Consider the following 17,246-nt stretch of genomic DNA (forward strand, 5'->3'; position numbering starts at 1 on the left):
CGCGAAGACCTGCAGCGGTAAAAGGGTAAATTTTGTGCTGTTGCAAGTAAGAGTTATTATCACTTACTATTGCTAAATATCGAAAGAAGTTTGAGAATTCCCTTGATAAAATTGTGGTTACGCCGTGCTCACCTCGTAATGGCGCTGGTATCTGGTGCGTTTATTATCTGCTTAAGCTTAACAGGGGCGCTGCTTATATATGCTAAAGATATTCAATATCTTGCTCAGCCTAAGTTGTGGCGAGTTGAGCCGCAGTCTGAACCTCTTGGGGTAGAGCAAATAGTCAACTCGGTTGAATCAACGACCGCTGAAAAAGTTTCACTATTCATGCCTGAGCAGCAGCCGGATTTGGCGTGGCAACTGAAGTTGTCTAGCGGTGATTATGTTAGCGTTAACCCCTACAGTGGCGAGGTCCTTTATCGCTACGAGTATTACTCTACGCTTTACGGCTTTACGATGGCACTACACCGTTGGTTGTTGTTTGAAGATGCTGACAACAAAAAGCCGCTTAGAGACTGGGTATCTATTTGTGCACTGGTACTCATTATTGAGTTAGTGCTGGGTTTTTATCTTTGGGTAAAGCCTAAAAATCGCTTGAAACGGCTAGTGATAAAACCAAAAGCGAAGCTAAGGGTCCTGCTTTATCAGTTACACACTGTATTGGGTGTATATTTGCTCTTACCAATACTGCTCATTGCCTTCAGTGGCATGGCGTTTAACTGGCAGCCGCAAACTAAGGCTGTGGTTGAGTGGTTGAGCTTTGATGAGGTCGAAGCAAGGCCAAAACCACCTACTATTGCGGTTAACTTTCACGGCTTGCCCTATGATTTAAATAGCGCTACAACACGCGCGAAATCAACTTTCCCAAACAGTCAGCTGTTCCGTATTTATATGCCTGACAAAGCATCCGACAGTGTCGCTTTTAGAGTTCAAAATCCGGGCGAAAGTCATGCCTATAGCTGGGTTTGGGTAAATCCTTATAGCAGTGAGGTGGTAGCGCAATATGATGCGTCAAAAGCGGGAGTCGCTACGCAAATTTGGAACTTTAAGTACAAGTTTCACATTGGTGATTTTGCTGGCCCCATCGTGCAATTTGTCTGGTTAGTGCTTGCTTTAGCTCCGACCTTGTTTACGGTATCCGGCCTGTATTTTTGGTTACAACGTCATCGCAGGAGGAGGTAATTAACTTCACTCTAAGTTGCTGTTATGTAGATATAATTGCAAAAAACGGTGCAGAGTAGAATAACCCTTAAGTAAAGGGTAATGCAAACCATTCACATTTACCTTGTTTTCACTGGGGTTTGGCAATATTATATTGCCGCTTTTTACATCATTATTATTCCAAATCCAGCAAGGATAACTATGTTAAAAACTACTCTCAGTACGGTAGCGTTGGCTGTTAGCGCAGCAGCCATTGCAGACGATACCAATGTTAAAGATCTTCAAGCTGAAAATATGGAGCATATTGTGGTCTCGGGCAGTCGTGTGTTTGAAAGCATCGATGAAGTGCCTGCCTCCATTACGATTATTAATCAAAAACAAATTGAAGATCATTTAAAAGTAAATCCAGAATTACAAAGCTTGTTATCTCAAATTGTTCCTGGTCTTGCTCCGGATACGGGTAGTTCAAGTAATACAGGGCAATCGTTGCGTGGACGTGCGCCTCTGGTGATGATTGACGGTGTACCTCAGTCTACGCCACTGCGAAATGGTTCTTTGGGTGTAAAAACACTCGATCCAAGTGCCATCGCGCGCATAGAAGTGATCAAAGGGGCAACCTCAATTTATGGTAATGGTGCTTCAGGCGGGATCATTAACTACATCACCAAGCAGGCCAAAAGCGATGGCAAACCAGAAGGTGAAATTAGTCTATCTAGCCGCTTTAGTGCAGTAAAGCTTGCAGAGAGCGCTGGTGCTCGAATTGCGGGCGCAATTAATGGCCGTGTTGACCAATTTAGTTATTTAGTCACAGCAAGCTATGAAGAAAATGGCGTTCAGCGTGATGCTGAAGGTGATATTCTGGGTTTACAGTATGGTCTGTCGGATACTGTGACAGAAAACTACTTTACTAAGCTTGGCTATGACTTTGACGAAGACAAGCAACTGCAATTTAGCTATAACTTCTACAGTTCACAGCAAAAAACTGACCTAGGTGATGTGTTTGGCAACATCAATTTAGGTGAAAAATCTTACGCTATTCACGTGCCACCAGCTCAGCAGAAACAAGGTAAGCCACAAGGGCCTGAAGGCAACGAGAATATTACAGTCAAGTACATCGATTTTGAGATCTTTGCTAATACACAAATGACGCTTGATGCGTATATGCAAGACATTGAGAACGTGTTCTTCTTCTCGCCAAGTTTAGCAAACCCTGATGAAGGGTACACTGGCGGTCAATCTATCATCCGCTCTGAAAAAAAGGGCGCGCGTGCGACATTTAATACTTTGGTTGATTTTGACAGTGTCCAAGCTACCTTCATTTATGGTGTCGATGCGCTGAATGATGTGACTTCACAGCCACTTGTTGATGGTCGTATTTGGGTGCCAGAAATGGACATGGAAAGCATCGCAGGTTACCTACAGACCAAGTGGATTGTTGCCGATGACCTAGTGTTAAAAGCGGGAGTGAGACAAGAAAGTATTGATCTTGCGGTAGCTGATTACCAAACACTAAAACTTTGTCGTTCAGCGGATCAGTGCTCTGTACCACTTAACGTGAAAGGTGACACCATTGACTATGACGCCACAACGTACAATGTGGGTATTAAATATAACGCAAATGAAAAGTTCAGCCCATTCGCTAGTTACTCGCAGGGCTCTGATATCTCGGATATTGGCCGTCTGCTGCGCAGTGCAACAGTAGAAGACATTGGCCAAATTCAAACAGAAGCATCGATTGTTGATAACTACGAAATCGGTTTTAACTCTCAATTTGAGACGTTACGATTTGAATTTGCGGCATATAGAAGTACATCTGAATTTGGCACAACAAATAAATTCAATGAAGTAACCGGAGTTTATGAGCCTGTTCGAGCACCACAAAAAATATGGGGCTATGAGGCACTTGTCGATTACAAGATCAACGACACGCTAAAACTCATTGCGACATATAGCTATGTAGAGGGTAAAGATACTAAAGCGGATACGTACCTTGGCTCAAGACAAATTAGTCCACCAAAACTTACGGCAAACCTAAACTGGCAGCCAGTTGATGCGTTATCTATGACGTTAAGCTGGTTACATGTCGGCGACCGTAAACGTTTTGAACGGGACGATGAAGGTAATTATGTTGGAGATCAAGGTCCAATAGATAGCTATAACGTGGTTAACTTTAGTGGTCAATATCAATTCGGGCAAAGCTGGCAAGTGTTTGTTGGTATTGAGAACTTATTTAACTCTGACTACTACCCAGCTCGTGCACAAGCCTACACGTACGGCGGCTACAATGTTAAAGGCCTTGGTACGACGGCAACTGTTGGTGTGAAGTATCGTTTCTAAGCTAATAGCAATGACTTTTGGCTTCGTAACCAGAAGCCAAATGGGTTTGCTGAGCCCCAAGTTCAGCTAACCCTAATACAATGAATGGTATATCTGGTCTACACTTAACCTATTGGCGAAACAGGAGTGTAGCAATGGCGGATTATCAAAAATGGCTAGATCAATTTTCCGATTGGCTTAAAGACGTCAAAGAACATGAAATTGACGATTTATCTAAGCGGTTCTGGGAAGCGCAGAGCGCACTGAAAGACTACACCAAACAAACCTATGATGATTATAGTTACTATCTAAAACGTGACTTGGAACATCTTCTCGAAAACAAAACCTTCTATGATGAAGCGGCTTGGAGTGAACTCAAAGCCAACATCTTATTCGAAATATCCCAATTAGAAGATAGAACTCAACTTGAGTGGTCCGCACTTTTAAAGGATTTTGAACACCAAGGCATTTATAAAGAAGGTGAATGGATAGCTTTGGGACAATTAGTGTGTAAGAATTGTGGCTATAAATTAGATGTTTATTATGCCATCAAGATCCCAGCTTGCAGCGAGTGCGGGCATGGGGAATATACTAGAAAAGCATTAGCGCCCTAAAGTGTGGGCGCTCAGCTTGGAAGCACCAAGCTGAGTAGACTAACGTATGCGAATAATACAAAGAAGTTAGAATGACCAAATCTAAATTGTCGTCTGAAAAAGCACTGCCTGCGAGCCAGCTCGCGCCATCAGTTTCGTTGACTCACATAGAAAATTGTATTCAAAACCCTTACCCAGAAGCGCTACCGTTTATTGGCCAGCAGCGTGCTCAAACCGCGCTAGACTTTGCCTTGGGAATGGAGCTACCCGGTTATAATGTCTATGTCATGGGAGAAGCGGCGCTGGGTCGTTTTACCATGGTAAAAGACAAGCTCGAGGCGCACAGTAAAACTAAGCCAACGCCCAAAGAATGGCTGTACGTCAACAACTATGACGACCATCGTGAGCCTATCGCACTGTTTATGCAAGCGGGTGAAAGTAAGCAGCTTGAGGCAGATATTGACGCCTTTATCGATGAGATCTTAGATACTTTTCCTGCAGCTTTTGATAACCCGGGTTATCAACGCAAGAAAAAGTCGCTAGATAAAGAGTTCGAACAAAAATACGACGCTGCGATCACCGCTGTTGAGCAGCAAGCTATGAATATGAGCGTTGCACTGATAGAAGATACGGGAACGGTTGGTTTCGCTCCTGTGGTTGACGGTAAGCAACTTAGTGATACGGAGTTTTCAGCACTAGACGAGCATGTTCAGGCACACTTTTTAACGGCAATTGAAACATTAGAAGATGCCCTCATTGAGTCGCTTATTGAGCTGCCAAGATGGAAGCGCGAATCCTCTGAGCGCTTGCGTAATCTTAAAAAAACCACCATCGAAATGGCGACCAAACCGCTATTAAAAGCACTTGAGCATAAGTATGCCGCACACATTGGCGTACTGCGTTATCTTAAAGATCTCAAGGTTGAAATTGTCGATGCGGTATTAGATTGGCTAGACGACGATAGTAGCAGCGACGAAAACAAAGACGACTTTGATTCAAAGGGAATGCTCACTGACTTTTTTGCGCCCAATATTCTGGTTGAGTTTAAAGAAGACGATCCTGCGCCTGTGGTGTACGAGCCAAATCCGACCTTTGGTAATATCTTTGGTAAGGTGGAATATGCAACCTCCCAAGGTAATTTGATCACTAGCTATCGCTCTATTCAAGCCGGTGCATTGCACCGCGCCAATGGCGGCTATCTGATCATGGATGCAGAAAAAGTTATGGCTAACGCGCAAGTGTGGGATGGCCTTAAACTGTCGCTGAAAACCCACCAAATTAAAAATGACCTACCGTATCAAGACAATTCGGTGGGCAGCAGCTTTACCTTAAAGCCGCAGCTAATTCCGTTGGATGTCAAAATTATTCTATTGGGGTCGCGAGACCTGTATTACACCATAGGTGAGTACGATGAAGAGTTTGCAGAGCTATTTAGAGTGCTCGCTGATTTTGATTACTACTTACCAAGCTCGGACAAAATGCAGTATCAATTTATCACTAAGGTGATGGAATACTGCAATGATACCTTGAAGATTGAGCTTAGCTCAGCGGCGCTGGCGCGGATGCTTAAATTTAGCTATCGCCAAGCGGAGCACCACAGTAAGCTTTCGGCGCGCTTTGCTGATGTTTTGGAGCTGGTGGCAGAAGCCAGTTTTTATGCCAAGCAAGATGGCGTAAACCAAATTGCCGCTAATCACATCGATGAGGCGATAGCCGGAAAAGAATATCGAACAGGACAGTTAAGTGAAAACATGCTCAGCGATATTCAAGAAGGGCATACCTTGATTGCAACCGAAGGCACCGCAATTGGTAAGGTAAATGGCCTGACGGTACTGCATATTGGTGACACCGCATTTGGTACGCCTGCGCGTATTACCTCTACGGTATACGCGGGTGCTGACGGGGTGATTGACGTTGAACGTGAGGTAGACTTAGGTAAGTCAATTCACTCAAAAGGCGTGATGCTGCTTACGGGTTACCTAGGTAACAAGTATGCGCAAGACTTTAGCCTGACACTTAGCGCAAATATTGCCATTGAACAAAATTATGGTTTTATTGACGGTGATAGCGCATCACTTGCAGAGCTTTGTGCGCTGCTATCGGCTGTGACGCAACTGCCCGTGGATCAATCGTTAGCGCTCACCGGTTCAATTAACCAACACGGTGAAGTACAAGCCATTGGTGGTGTAAACGAAAAAATCGAAGGCTTCTTTAAACTCTGCAAAATGCGAGGTCTCACAGGTAAGCAAGGGGTGATCGTCCCTGAATCTAACAAGGTCAACTTAGTGTTAGATGATGAAGTGATTGCAGCTGTTGAAAAAGGCTTATTCCATGTCTATGCCGTTGCTACAGTAGATGAAGCGCTTAGCTTGTTAATGGATAGACCAGCAGGAGAGCTTAGCGATGAAGGCTATCCTGAAAACAGTATCAATGCAGTTGCAATGGCGAAACTTGAGCGTATTGCAAAAGTAGTAAACGGCGATGACGACAAAGGAGAAGAAAACCATGACGACAACTAATATTATCCTCGTTATTGTTGCACTGGTGATTGCGGTGGTGTTTTTTCGTGGTGGTCAGAAACAAAAGCAGCTTGCGCAGTTTAATCGAATTCAAGCAGCTGACTTTTTGAAAGAAAACGAAAAGCGCACAGAGGTACATAAAACTGACTCAGGTCTCCAGTACGAAATAATAACTCAAACTGACGGTGGCAAACAGCCAAATGCAACGAGCAAAGTTAAAGTGCATTATCATGGTACTTTACTTGACGGCTCCGTATTCGACAGCTCAGTACTGCGTGACCAACCTATCAGCTTTGGGCTTAATCAAGTGATCCCTGGTTGGACCGAAGGCGTGCAGTTGATGAGCGAAGGGGATAAATACCGCTTTTGGATTGGTCCAGACTTAGGCTATGGTGACCGTGCTGCAGGTAAAATCGAACCGGGTTCGTTATTAGTGTTTGAAGTTGAGCTGCTTGCGGTAGAGTGATCGGTGTTATAGTTGTGCAAGGCGCTACATCATGTAGGTTGAATAAGGGTAGCGCCATAGGTTGTTTATAGAACAACAACCTAGATAAATCTACAATAAATACAGCCAACTACTTCTTTTTATTTTCTGTATAGCGACTAAGTAGCATATTGGCGACTTGTTGCTTTACAGCCCGTTTGTCGTTAGGGTCAACGCTAAAACGTTCTGCTAATAGTACGATTTCATCATCGGTTAGATTGAAGGATAAGCGTTGCCGAGTTTTCTTCGATTTAACTTCTAAATCAAGGATCTTTCTGATCATATCGGATGGTGTTAGCTCTTCGTCTATTGCCTGTTTTTTAATGCTTTTTTGTACTTCAGTGGTTAAATCGAAGGCCATTTGTGTGGCCCTCAATGCGACTTCTTGACGTTTCCACTTGTCTTCTCTTGTGGTCACGAGTTCGCTCCAGGGAATAGGTCGACAATATCGCTCAGTGGTCGGCACATGGTTAGTGACACGTCAGTTTCTCCCCCATCCCAGATTTCGATATTGATAGCGAATTTTTCGTCAGGACTAAGTAACTCAATAACTTCACATACTTCGCCACTTTCATCTTGATAGCGTGGCAAGGTGCGACCGCGATAATCGCTATCGTAAAAATAGCAAACGTAGGGCGCTTCACTTTGTTGATAGCTTTTACCTAAAAATCGCTCGAAAGCCTCTGGAGTGGCCTGCGTGTCGATGTGGGTCAGTGCTTCTTCATCGAAAATACGCGCAAATTCATCAAGTGTAAAAATAGCATCGACGTCTTCTCTTTGGATTTTGATAGAGAAGTTAGCGTATTCCTCACCGTCACTTTGTTCAATTTGCAAAAAAGTAATGTTACCTGAATCACTTTCGAGAACAAATTCATATGCAGCGCTGCGTTCAAATTGGTAAGTTTGTACGCCAACCACTTTGAGGGTTTGTCCCTTGAGCCAGCTAGGATAAGCGAACGAATCAATGATGGTGAGCATATCCCCAACCTTCAGATCTTTTGCATGAGTAAGCTGTCGCTCAGGAGTTTTTTTTGATTTAAAAAAGCCAAACATAATGCACCTACATAATCAAAAAGGGAAAAAAGGAGGCGAGGCCTCCTTTTTCTAATCAGTAAATAATTAGTTGCTTTGTTTAGCTCTAATACGTTCAAGAATATCATTACTTTTTTGCGTAGATCCAATTCCCGCCTCTGCCATTTTGGCTTTTAGGTCTGCACCCGTTGCAGCCGCTTCAAGCTCTTTTGCCGCAGCCAGTTGATCTTGCCTATCTTGCTGGCGTTGCTTGATACGCTCAAGCGACTGGCGAGCATTTACCATAGATGACGCATTGGTATTTAGCGTGCTGTTTACTGCCATGGTTGCTTTTTGAACGCTGTCTGTGGTTTTTACCATTGTCAGCTGGCGTTGGTTTTCTTTAATCGTTTTTTCAGCTTCTTTGATCTGCTGTTTTAACAGGATCACATGTTTACTAAAGCCGTCTAGCACTTGCTGATGCTCTGCGCGCTCAACTTCAAATTCACCGATTTTCTCTGCGATTTCTACCGCTAAAGCTTCGTTACCTTTTTCGAGCGCTTGTCCTGCATAGTTTTCATGCTCGATAATGCTTTCGTCAAGTGCAGCTAATTTGCGTTTTGTCTGCATCTCTTTCGCCATTACTTCTGTTAAGCTCTTTTTGGCTTTAGCTAATGCGTTTTGTGCGTCAGCAATTTCTTGCTCAAAAATACGAATGCCATTTGCATCAACAATTGACTCACCAACTTCTCTAGCGCCACCACGAACAGCAGTAAATAATTTCTTTAAAATACTCATTTCACAACTCCAATATTACTCATTCAAATACACAGTCACGGCTTCCAATGCTTCGATTGCATTGTCCGCGAGGGTGACCAGTTCGTGCGTGATCTCATCAATTGAGGAGGAAACGGCTAGAGCACCAAATATCGCATACTGCTCATCAATTTTAGCAAACGCACTCAGCGGGATCGGCACATTCAGTTTTAATAGTGCTTCATTTAACTCGTTTAGCAACTCAGGCTTTACCTCATTCTCTTTAAATAGGTAACTAATGCATACAAGTTGTTCTTCAGTCTGAGTCACAAAAATTGGTAATTCGTCATTTCCGTCAACAATCACTTGCAATACATCTTGCTCGCCTTCATTGGCGATTAAGAATGATTCGAAGTTAGCACCTTCTGTTTCAAATGATGCTAATTTGATTGATAGTTCATTTAATTCCATCTTCATTTACCTTTTTTGTTTTGACATATTATGTCTGAGTTAAGAGTTGCACGTAAGACATAATATGTCAATGGCCGTGCGCTAATTTTTATACAACTCATCTTCTGTTTGCCATGCTTGGCGATAATAATCGTATAGTCTTCCCGTTCCTAACTGGTTGACTTCAATATCTTTTGCTCCATCAAAAAAGCGATTTGGGAAAGCGAAAGTAGCAAGTAAATACTCTTTATTTATCCAGTTACTTGGGACAGGTAAAGTCTCGATCGACCTGATCCTAGCACTTGCCGGTTGTCCAGCTCTCGTAGCGATTGTCCAACCCCATTGGCCAAATGAGGGAATATTCTGCTGATATTGCTCAACATGCGTAAACCCGGCATGCTTTACCGTTTTAGCTATGCTAATAAACGCTTTTTTGGCGTGATAGGGAGACGTTGATTGAATAGCGAGTGCGCCATCGGGTGCCAGTAATTGACGTACATGATTATAAAAGTAGTCGCTATATAGCTTATTCAAATCAGGGTGATTTGGGTCGGGTAAATCAATAATGATAGTGTCAAATTGTCTACCTTGGTCGAGCATTTTCTCTACTTCTAAAAATGCATCTGCAACGATAACGGTTGCTCTTGGGTCATTTAACGCATCGCCATTTAATTGAGTTAATTGACTAGTGATGTTCGGTCTAGCGGGGTAGGGCTGCCCTTGTAGTCCAAATAGTGAGAGCAGTTGCCCATCCAAATCGATTAAGGTTGCATTTTCAACAGGCCATTCAAGTACATCTCGAAGTGCCAAACCATCTCCGCCGCCAATGATTAATACCTTTTCGCGACGGTTGGATGCCAGCATTGCAGGATACACGAGCATAGTGTGATAGATCTGTTCATCAACAGATGAAAACTGTAATCGACCATTTAAGAATAAGTCGTTAATTGGCATCGGTTGTGCGCGGCTTAATCGCTCGGTGATGACTACATGTTGGTACTTCGTTGATTCTGAATAGATCACTTTGTCTTTGTAAAGCACATTGCTGAGGTCTTTCATCCAATTGGAGCCGTGGCTCAGAATAACGAAAAAAACTCCCAATAGGACAAAGTGACACGCGAATAATAACTTAGCGAAACGGACGTGAACATGATAACGCCATAGGAAGATAAGTCCTGCAATGATATTAAATAGTGCAGTCCACGCTGCTGCTTGCATTATTGGTAGCGCAAGCATTATCGTGACCCAAATGGCAGCACCAACACCTGCACCGATATAATCTGCACCGTAGATGGTGCCTGCGTTATTTTCAAGGAAACGACCGTACACTTGTTGGCGGATCCTAGCGATCAGCGGAATTTCCATGCCGATTAAAATACCTAGGACGAGGCCGAAAACATAAGGTAGAAATCGGGCAAATACTTGTAATTGCTCAAATGGCATACCATCTAAGACACTATCAGGAGGCAGGCTATAAAGGCTGGAAAGTGTATGGGGCAGTGTATAAGTAAGGGCAATAACACTGGCGATCACCAAAATACTGCTCATGCCGAGCAGTGCTATTAGGCTTTCAAGCCATGCAAAAGCGGTAAAAGGATCTTTAAACCAACGCGCTAAAAATGCGCCAATGCCCATCGCCACGATCATCGTGCCTATCATGGCATAAATCGCGCTCTCTACTGAGCCTAAAACGCGGCCCGCATAGTGGGAAAGCAAATATTCGTAGATTAGGCCGCAACCGGCCAAAATGGCCATAACGCCAATAAGTAGGGTATCGTGACCGAACAACGACCAGTTGCCGGTCACTCTTGCAGAAGTTTGTGGTGCTGATACGCTCAAGGGTTATGCACCTAACAAACTTGCCATAGTCGTACCAATGGCAAAAGAAAGCGCGGCTGAGATGGCAGCAACACCAATATTCTTTTGTCTGTTCACTTCATCGGAAATATCTTTACCCGCCAGAATAATTTTTATCATGGCTAGGTGTAAGACGATGAATAGCACAATACTACCCAGTGCAGCAATACTCCAATACAGTAGACTTGAGTTAATGTTGTCTGCCACATAAGGCGCTAAACCGGACGCTGCAGTCAGTGCAAGTGCTGAGCCGATTAAAAAGCCCGCGTAGCGGATCCCGACCGCAACATTGTTGTCTTTGATTGCTTGCTGTAAACAGTCGCCACTTTTGTTGGTGCGCTTAAATAGTTGTACTCGGTATTGGCTCACAAGCAGCATACAAATATTACCAATAATGAAGGCTGCAACCACAATAGGTAAACCATACCAGCCCTCTGTGAGTACCCAAAGCAAAGCTGAGCGGATCACAATGGCAACACTCACCACATGGCCAAAATCAATCAGTGCTGAGGTGACATTACCTTTAACGATTTCGTCATGAAGGTCCACCTTGCGTAGCGCGACTTTGTCTTGGAAAAAATGGCCGAGTTTGATAAGGACGATACCAACGATACCATAGCCCGCCATTTGTAGCGCTTCTTGAGCTAAAGAGCTGGCAAAAGCACCACTTGAAATGCCCGAAATCACAATGGCTAAGCCTGCTAAACCACCAGCAAAACTGAGGCCAAATGCAAAGTTGTCTCTTTCAGTGATTTCATCGTTTGCATGAAGGTTAGATACCCAACCTTTGATGTATTTTAAGCTAACAAACAACGCGACGATCACCGCCATATCTATTAGCAATGCTTGGAAAGTCCAAGCTGTTAATCCGTTAAATTGGTACATGTGTTAACTCCGCTATATATGCGCTATTTGCCCCGGCTTACGCCACGGGAGGTTCTACTTGAGCTATTGCGAACTGAGCCGTAGCTTGAGGTTCGAGAGTAGCTGCTTCGAGTTACTGCTGATGGGGTATTACTACTTCGGCTTAACCCTGACGCGCCAGATTTTTTCTTGGCATAGGGACTGGTAAATTGTTTACCCTGGCGTTGATACGATTGTTTAGTGCGCTTGGCGAGCTCAGTTTGGCGTTTGTAACCTCTGTAGCTAGTGTACCTATGGCGACCATAGTCACTGTAGTAACTGTATTTGCGGTGTTTACTCCAGCGACCATACTCCACATCACCCACTATATCTCCAAGCATGCGATACATGCCGTACCACATCCAAAAGCTAGTGCCGTTTGAGTTGGTCTGCCATTCGCCATAGTTGGCATTGCCAACAAGCTGGTTACCGATACCGGTCTGGCCATTTGCCGTTTGTTCCGCTTGCTGACTGATTGCGCCGACTCGCGCTAGCTTGCCATCTGACATATCGGCTAAAACATTGATTGGATCTGTGAGCGCATCATTGAATAAACTGATGGAAGCTGCTTCTTTTAACAACACTGCTTGGTTGATAATGTCATCGCTGTTCATGCTAGGATCGGGGGACTTAAGGGACTGATAACGAGTCAATAAACTCTGATATAAGGTACCGCTGCTTGTTGCGTCTTGGGAAATAATTTGCGCAATTTCGCTGAGCTGAGGTTTTTGCTGACTAAGTACTTTGCCATACTCAGTCAAAAGGTTGGCATTTCTCACCTGCTTTTTATCAAGGGCGGTTCCCAGCGTATTTATCGCTGTTGAAGCTTCTTGAAGTGTATGTGTAATGGTTTGCTGAATACGCTCTTCTTTCGATTCGCAGCCCAGCATTAGGCTCAAAACACACAGTAGGCTAACCAGTTTCCAAATTCTAAAGTTGGACATTCATTGTCACCTAATCTACCTTGACCATTCGTTTTAATGTGCTGTCTTATTGAGCTTAAGTCAACTATAAAGCGCTGTAGTACGCATTTTTCAGTGGCTTAAATTTGTCATAAGTCAGTATAGAGAGTTTGTTCATATAGAAGTTGCATTCGTATGAATGCAACGAGCACTAAAGCATAAAACTATTAAAGTATCCTAGCAATTCGCCTCTAAAATGTCATAGATAGCATCTTCTAGGTCTTCTAAATCTGATTCATCTATCAGCAGTCTGGCTTTTGACTCATCAAGGTCTAGTGCCTCTGCAAAGAAGCCTTTAAAGCCTCGCGCTTTACGGTCAATCTCAAAGATGATTTCTAGTTGCTCACCACGATTAAAGAAAACCACTTCTACTTCATCAAAGCGACCATGGAAGTCACCTGTGATTGTTTTAAACTCTAACTCTTGTACGAATGGGAGGCGTGAGAATGATACTTCATCAATACCTTCACAGTCTGATTCATAGAGTTTAAAGCCAAGCGCTTCCATTGCATCGATAGCCGCTTGTTGTAGCTCGGTAGGTACGATATGTAAATAGTCCCTATCTGACTTATCGAGCGCCATATCAATATCAAGGTTGGTAGCAATCCAAGTTTTGGATTGTCCTACAGTAAGCGGGGTTTCTTCAGCGAGGTCAAGCGCGAATGGAATGTGCTTTTCATCACCAGGTTCGATAGTAAATCGTTCGTTGATTTGAAATTTAGCAAGGGTGTGGTTTTTAGTGATGGTCGTTGTTTCACCTTCACTGTCTTCTCTTTCAACCGTGTAGTTGCACATTACGTTGAGATCTATTTTGTTGATCTCTTGAGCAACTTTGCCACCGATGATTTTAACCGTTCCAGAAATTTCTTCGCCAGGAGAGGCGTGATGGGTTTCTAAGATGGTATCTACTTTTGCTGCACCGATACCGACTGCGCCAAGGGCTTTTTTGAAAAAAGACATAGTCATCCTTATATATCTTGTGACCTTCCATCATGGAAAGCGCTGCCGTGTCGATTATAGGAATTATTATGCGTTCGTCAATTGCTTTTCCTCTGCAAATTCGTGCTGTCGTTCGAGTTCACCTAAATGTGATTTGTTCATTGTTGCTCAACTTTTACTTAGATTTCCAAGAGGCCAGTCGAGTGTCGCGGTCAAAATTTATTTCTGAGAACAAAAATTAAACAGTAAAGCGCGGCAGGTCCTAGTCATAATTCAAAAAATTGGTATATTATTTTATAACGATAGCCGCAGATTAGCTGTGTTCATAGGCATGTTTCAAATTGCAAAGTTCAAGTTTATAGAATTATGGAACAGGATGTTGCAGCGCCTCATGGTCAAGGATCGTCGTATGGCTCGTACCCGAACTTCGGTACAACCGAGCTATGAGGAATTGGCGTCGACATTAAGCGCAATGCCGGACTTAATGTTTGAACTGGATGAAGAGGGGAGACACTGGGATGCCAGAATACTCCGCCCTGAGCTATTGGTTGCTCCGGCAGAACAGCTGATTGGTCATACGGTGACTGAGGTGATGCCAGAGCATGCCGCTAAAGTAGTAATGCTGGCATTGCAAGAAGCAAAAGTTAACGGCTACTCACATGGAAGCCATATTCACTTGCCCACACCTGTTGGTGAGCGTTGGTTTGAAGTCTCTATCGCTCGTAAAGTTGCGACCTCAAGCGACAATCATGCAGAAATGCGTTTTATCGTGTTATCTCGGGATATCAATGAGCGTAAGCTTGAGTATCTTGAAGCCGAGAAACTGGCGTATCATGATCAGTTAACCGAGTTACCGAATCGCCATATTCTTCAGCATGGGCTGGTGGAGCAACTTCATGCAGGACAACAGCTTGGTTGTTATTGCGCAATCTTGTTTTTAGACCTTGATGATTTTAAAAAAGCAAATGACTTACATGGTCACCATGTAGGGGATCAATTACTCAAGACGGTTGCTCAACGTTTGTGCGCTAGCGTACGTCAGGGGGATGTGGTGATCCGTTGGGGAGGTGATGAGTTTGTTATTTTAATTACTCATTTATCCCCGAAGTACTCTAAAGCTAAATCTCATGTTGTTGGGATCTGCCAGCAAATCATCAATAAGGTAGATAAACCGTACCTCTTTGAAAGCGATAAACTAAATTGCCGGGTTAGCATCGGCGTTAGCCTGTTTGACAACCTCGATATCGAGACAGGGATCAGACAGGCGGACTCCGCTATGTATCAAGCCAAGCAGTCAGATAGTTTGCGCTATGCTTTTTACCACAAGCCAGTTAAGGGTGTTGGAACCTAGATAAATTCATCTGACAATAACGACAACCATGATACACTTCGCGACTTTTCAGCAGTTTGAGGTAGAGAATGAAAGTCGGGTTTGATTACGGAAGTTCTAATTGTGCGATAGGCGTTATGCAAAATGATGAAGTGGACTTACTACGTCTCGAGCAAGATAAATATTACCTGCCTTCGACTATGTATGCCATGCACAATGCGTTAATTCCTGCATTTGTTAACCGCCATCTCAATGAACCAGATCCAGCCTACACGCAGTCTCGACAGGGGCTGTTAACGGTAGCACAGCAAGCCAAACGTGATCTCGATTTAGAAGCGCATGAAGCGGGCGTTTTTTTTGGTCAAGCGGCAATTTCTGAGTATATAGAATTTCCTGAAGAAGGCTTTTTTGTTAAATCACCCAAGTCCTTCTTTGGGGCGGTTGGGCTTAAACCTCAACAAATCGCCTTCTTTGAAGATATTGCTGCGGCGATGATGATGGAGATTAAGCGCCGTGCCGAGTCGCAGCTGCAACAGTCCATTACCGACACTGTGATTGGTCGACCTGTTAATTTTCAATCTGTTGGTGGAGAGGAAAGCAACCAACAAGCGGTTAATATTCTTACCACCGCCGCAAAAAGAGCTGGGTTTAAGGAAGTGGATTTTCTCTTCGAACCGCTAGCTGCGGGAATTGAGTACGAAAGTCGTCTTCAGCAAGATAAACTTGTGCTGGTGGTTGATATCGGCGGTGGTACTAGCGATTGCTCGTTTGTCCGAATGGGGCCAAGCTATCGCAATAATACACAGCGCCAGCAAGACTTTTTAGCGCATACGGGTAAACGTATCGGCGGTAACGACTTAGATATTGCGCTTGCTTATCACCAATTAATGCCGTTATGCGGTCTAGGCTCTAACATGAGTTCAGGTTTGCCGATGCCTAGTCAACTGTATTGGCAGGCATGTAAAATTAATGATATTCAGTCTCAACTAGACTTCTACAGCGATAAACTAGCGCGAGAATTGCAAAGCATGTTGCGAGATGTCGCCGAGCCGCAAAAGCTGGCGCGTTTACTTCACATTCAACAGAACAAGCTCACCCATCAAGCGGTTCGTGAAGGTGAACTTGGCAAGATAGCACTCTCTGAGCAAGCAAAGTTTAACGCCGATCTTGGTTTTATTGAGCCACAGTTAACCTCTGAATTTACACAGCAAGATTTTGCCGAATCAGTCATGTCGAACTTAGAGCAGATGGGGGCACTTGCGAAAGAAGCCATACATCAAGCAGGCTCAAAACCAGACGTGATCTATCTTACTGGCGGTAGCGCGCAATCACCACTGCTCAAAGCAACGCTTGCACAGCAAATTGGTGATATTGAAATGGTGAACGGGGATAATTTTGGTAGTGTAACCGCAGGTTTGACTAAATGGGCGGATAAACTATTTAAGTAATTGAAGTCGTGATAAAAGAAGCGGTAATAACCCGCTTCTTTCCTCTTTATATTATCAATCTAAGCGACTAGCTAGGTACTGCTCATAATCAGGTAGATGTCTTGCGATTGGCTGGCTCATTTTATCGCACGCCATCAGTAAATCTGCTGTTGCTTCATTACAGGCAACGGGAATATTCCAAACAGCAGCGAGTCTCAACAGTGCTTTTACATCCGGATCATGAGGCTGTGACGCGAGCGGATCCCAAAAGAAAATCAAGACATGAACATCTTGCTCCGCGATTTTGGCACCAATTTGCTGGTCGCCACCCATTGGGCCACTAAATAGCTTTGTTACTTCTAAACCAGTATGCTTTTCTATTAGGTTACCCGTTGTGCCCGTAGCGTAAAGTTTGTGCTGTTTAAGACTAGCAAAGTGGGTCTGACACCAGTCAAGTAGGGCTGGTTTCATACCGTCGTGTGCAACCAAAGCAATATGCTTTTTAGCTGGCAGTGGCTGTGAGCGTTTTTGCATGTGT

Annotated in this window: 16 protein-coding genes; 7 read left to right on the forward strand and 9 right to left on the reverse strand. The window is 43.9% G+C overall.

Going from position 1 to position 17,246, the window contains the following annotated elements:
* The first annotated feature begins 105 nt into the window (after nucleotides 1–105).
* The 5 genes from CWC29_RS03265 (at nucleotide 106) to CWC29_RS03285 (ending at nucleotide 7,055) form a co-directional block, all read left to right on the forward strand.
* Entirely contained in the window at nucleotides 106–1,182 is a 1,077-nt protein-coding gene (locus tag CWC29_RS03265) for a PepSY-associated TM helix domain-containing protein (protein WP_167815447.1), read from the forward strand.
* Between the two features lie 180 nt (nucleotides 1,183–1,362).
* The gene (locus CWC29_RS03270) at nucleotides 1,363–3,498 is read left to right on the forward strand and encodes a TonB-dependent receptor (protein WP_138521573.1); all 2,136 of its coding nucleotides are present in this window, start codon (nucleotides 1,363–1,365) and stop codon (nucleotides 3,496–3,498) included.
* Nucleotides 3,499–3,632: 134 nt separating this feature from the next.
* A complete protein-coding gene (locus tag CWC29_RS03275) occupies nucleotides 3,633–4,091 on the forward strand; it encodes a zinc ribbon-containing protein (protein WP_010372012.1) in 459 nt (152 codons plus the stop codon).
* A gap of 71 nt (nucleotides 4,092–4,162) precedes the next feature.
* Nucleotides 4,163–6,589: a Lon protease family protein gene (locus tag CWC29_RS03280; protein ID WP_128728429.1), complete on the forward strand. Its 2,427-nt coding sequence runs from the start codon at nucleotides 4,163–4,165 to the stop codon at nucleotides 6,587–6,589.
* On the forward strand, nucleotides 6,576–7,055 hold the full coding sequence (locus tag CWC29_RS03285; protein ID WP_010606161.1) for an FKBP-type peptidyl-prolyl cis-trans isomerase: 480 nt from the start codon (nucleotides 6,576–6,578) through the stop codon (nucleotides 7,053–7,055). The genes CWC29_RS03280 and CWC29_RS03285 overlap by 14 nt, the downstream gene beginning before the upstream one ends.
* A 109-nt stretch (nucleotides 7,056–7,164) precedes the next feature.
* Here the strand turns inward: CWC29_RS03285 and CWC29_RS03290 are convergent, their stop codons facing one another.
* The 8 genes from CWC29_RS03290 to CWC29_RS03325 form a co-directional block, all read right to left on the reverse strand.
* Nucleotides 7,165–7,491 (reverse strand): hypothetical protein, encoded by a 327-nt coding sequence (locus CWC29_RS03290; protein ID WP_138521571.1) that lies wholly within the window; start codon nucleotides 7,489–7,491, stop codon nucleotides 7,165–7,167.
* A complete protein-coding gene (locus tag CWC29_RS03295) occupies nucleotides 7,488–8,126 on the reverse strand; it encodes a DUF4178 domain-containing protein (protein WP_138521569.1) in 639 nt (212 codons plus the stop codon). Before CWC29_RS03295 ends, CWC29_RS03290 begins: the two co-directional genes overlap by 4 nt.
* Nucleotides 8,127–8,192: 66 nt before the next feature.
* Entirely contained in the window at nucleotides 8,193–8,882 is a 690-nt protein-coding gene (locus CWC29_RS03300) for a PspA/IM30 family protein (protein ID WP_010371996.1), read from the reverse strand.
* A 15-nt stretch (nucleotides 8,883–8,897) separates the two neighbouring features.
* Nucleotides 8,898–9,311 carry a DUF2170 family protein gene (locus CWC29_RS03305; protein WP_010606165.1) on the reverse strand — a complete coding sequence of 138 codons (414 nt, stop codon included), beginning with the start codon at nucleotides 9,309–9,311 and terminating at the stop codon, nucleotides 8,898–8,900.
* A gap of 81 nt (nucleotides 9,312–9,392) precedes the next feature.
* Complete coding sequence (locus tag CWC29_RS03310; protein WP_235956626.1) at nucleotides 9,393–11,045, reverse strand: polyamine aminopropyltransferase; 1,653 nt, start codon at nucleotides 11,043–11,045, stop codon at nucleotides 9,393–9,395.
* 87 nt (nucleotides 11,046–11,132) lie between these two features.
* Nucleotides 11,133–12,032 (reverse strand): DUF350 domain-containing protein, encoded by a 900-nt coding sequence (locus tag CWC29_RS03315; RefSeq protein ID WP_128728425.1) that lies wholly within the window; start codon nucleotides 12,030–12,032, stop codon nucleotides 11,133–11,135.
* A 23-nt stretch (nucleotides 12,033–12,055) separates the two neighbouring features.
* Nucleotides 12,056–12,994, reverse strand: a complete 939-nt coding sequence (locus CWC29_RS03320; protein WP_138521565.1) for a CHAD domain-containing protein — start codon at nucleotides 12,992–12,994, stop codon at nucleotides 12,056–12,058.
* A gap of 195 nt (nucleotides 12,995–13,189) precedes the next feature.
* Nucleotides 13,190–13,972 (reverse strand): sporulation protein, encoded by a 783-nt coding sequence (locus CWC29_RS03325; RefSeq protein ID WP_128728423.1) that lies wholly within the window; start codon nucleotides 13,970–13,972, stop codon nucleotides 13,190–13,192.
* 388 nt (nucleotides 13,973–14,360) lie between these two features.
* On the opposite strand from CWC29_RS03325, the gene CWC29_RS03330 reads away from it, so the two are divergent.
* The gene (locus CWC29_RS03330; protein WP_235956515.1) at nucleotides 14,361–15,302 is read left to right on the forward strand and encodes a sensor domain-containing diguanylate cyclase; all 942 of its coding nucleotides are present in this window, start codon (nucleotides 14,361–14,363) and stop codon (nucleotides 15,300–15,302) included.
* A gap of 68 nt (nucleotides 15,303–15,370) precedes the next feature.
* Nucleotides 15,371–16,729, forward strand: a complete 1,359-nt coding sequence (yegD, locus tag CWC29_RS03335) for a molecular chaperone (RefSeq protein ID WP_138521561.1) — start codon at nucleotides 15,371–15,373, stop codon at nucleotides 16,727–16,729.
* A gap of 54 nt (nucleotides 16,730–16,783) precedes the next feature.
* Here the strand turns inward: yegD and CWC29_RS03340 are convergent, their stop codons facing one another.
* Nucleotides 16,784–17,242, reverse strand: coding sequence for a methylglyoxal synthase (locus CWC29_RS03340; RefSeq protein ID WP_128728419.1), 459 nt, complete (start codon nucleotides 17,240–17,242; stop codon nucleotides 16,784–16,786).
* Nucleotides 17,243–17,246: the final 4 nt, after the last annotated feature.

The organism is Pseudoalteromonas galatheae (assembly GCF_005886105.2).
GTDB lineage: Bacteria > Pseudomonadota > Gammaproteobacteria > Enterobacterales > Alteromonadaceae > Pseudoalteromonas > Pseudoalteromonas galatheae.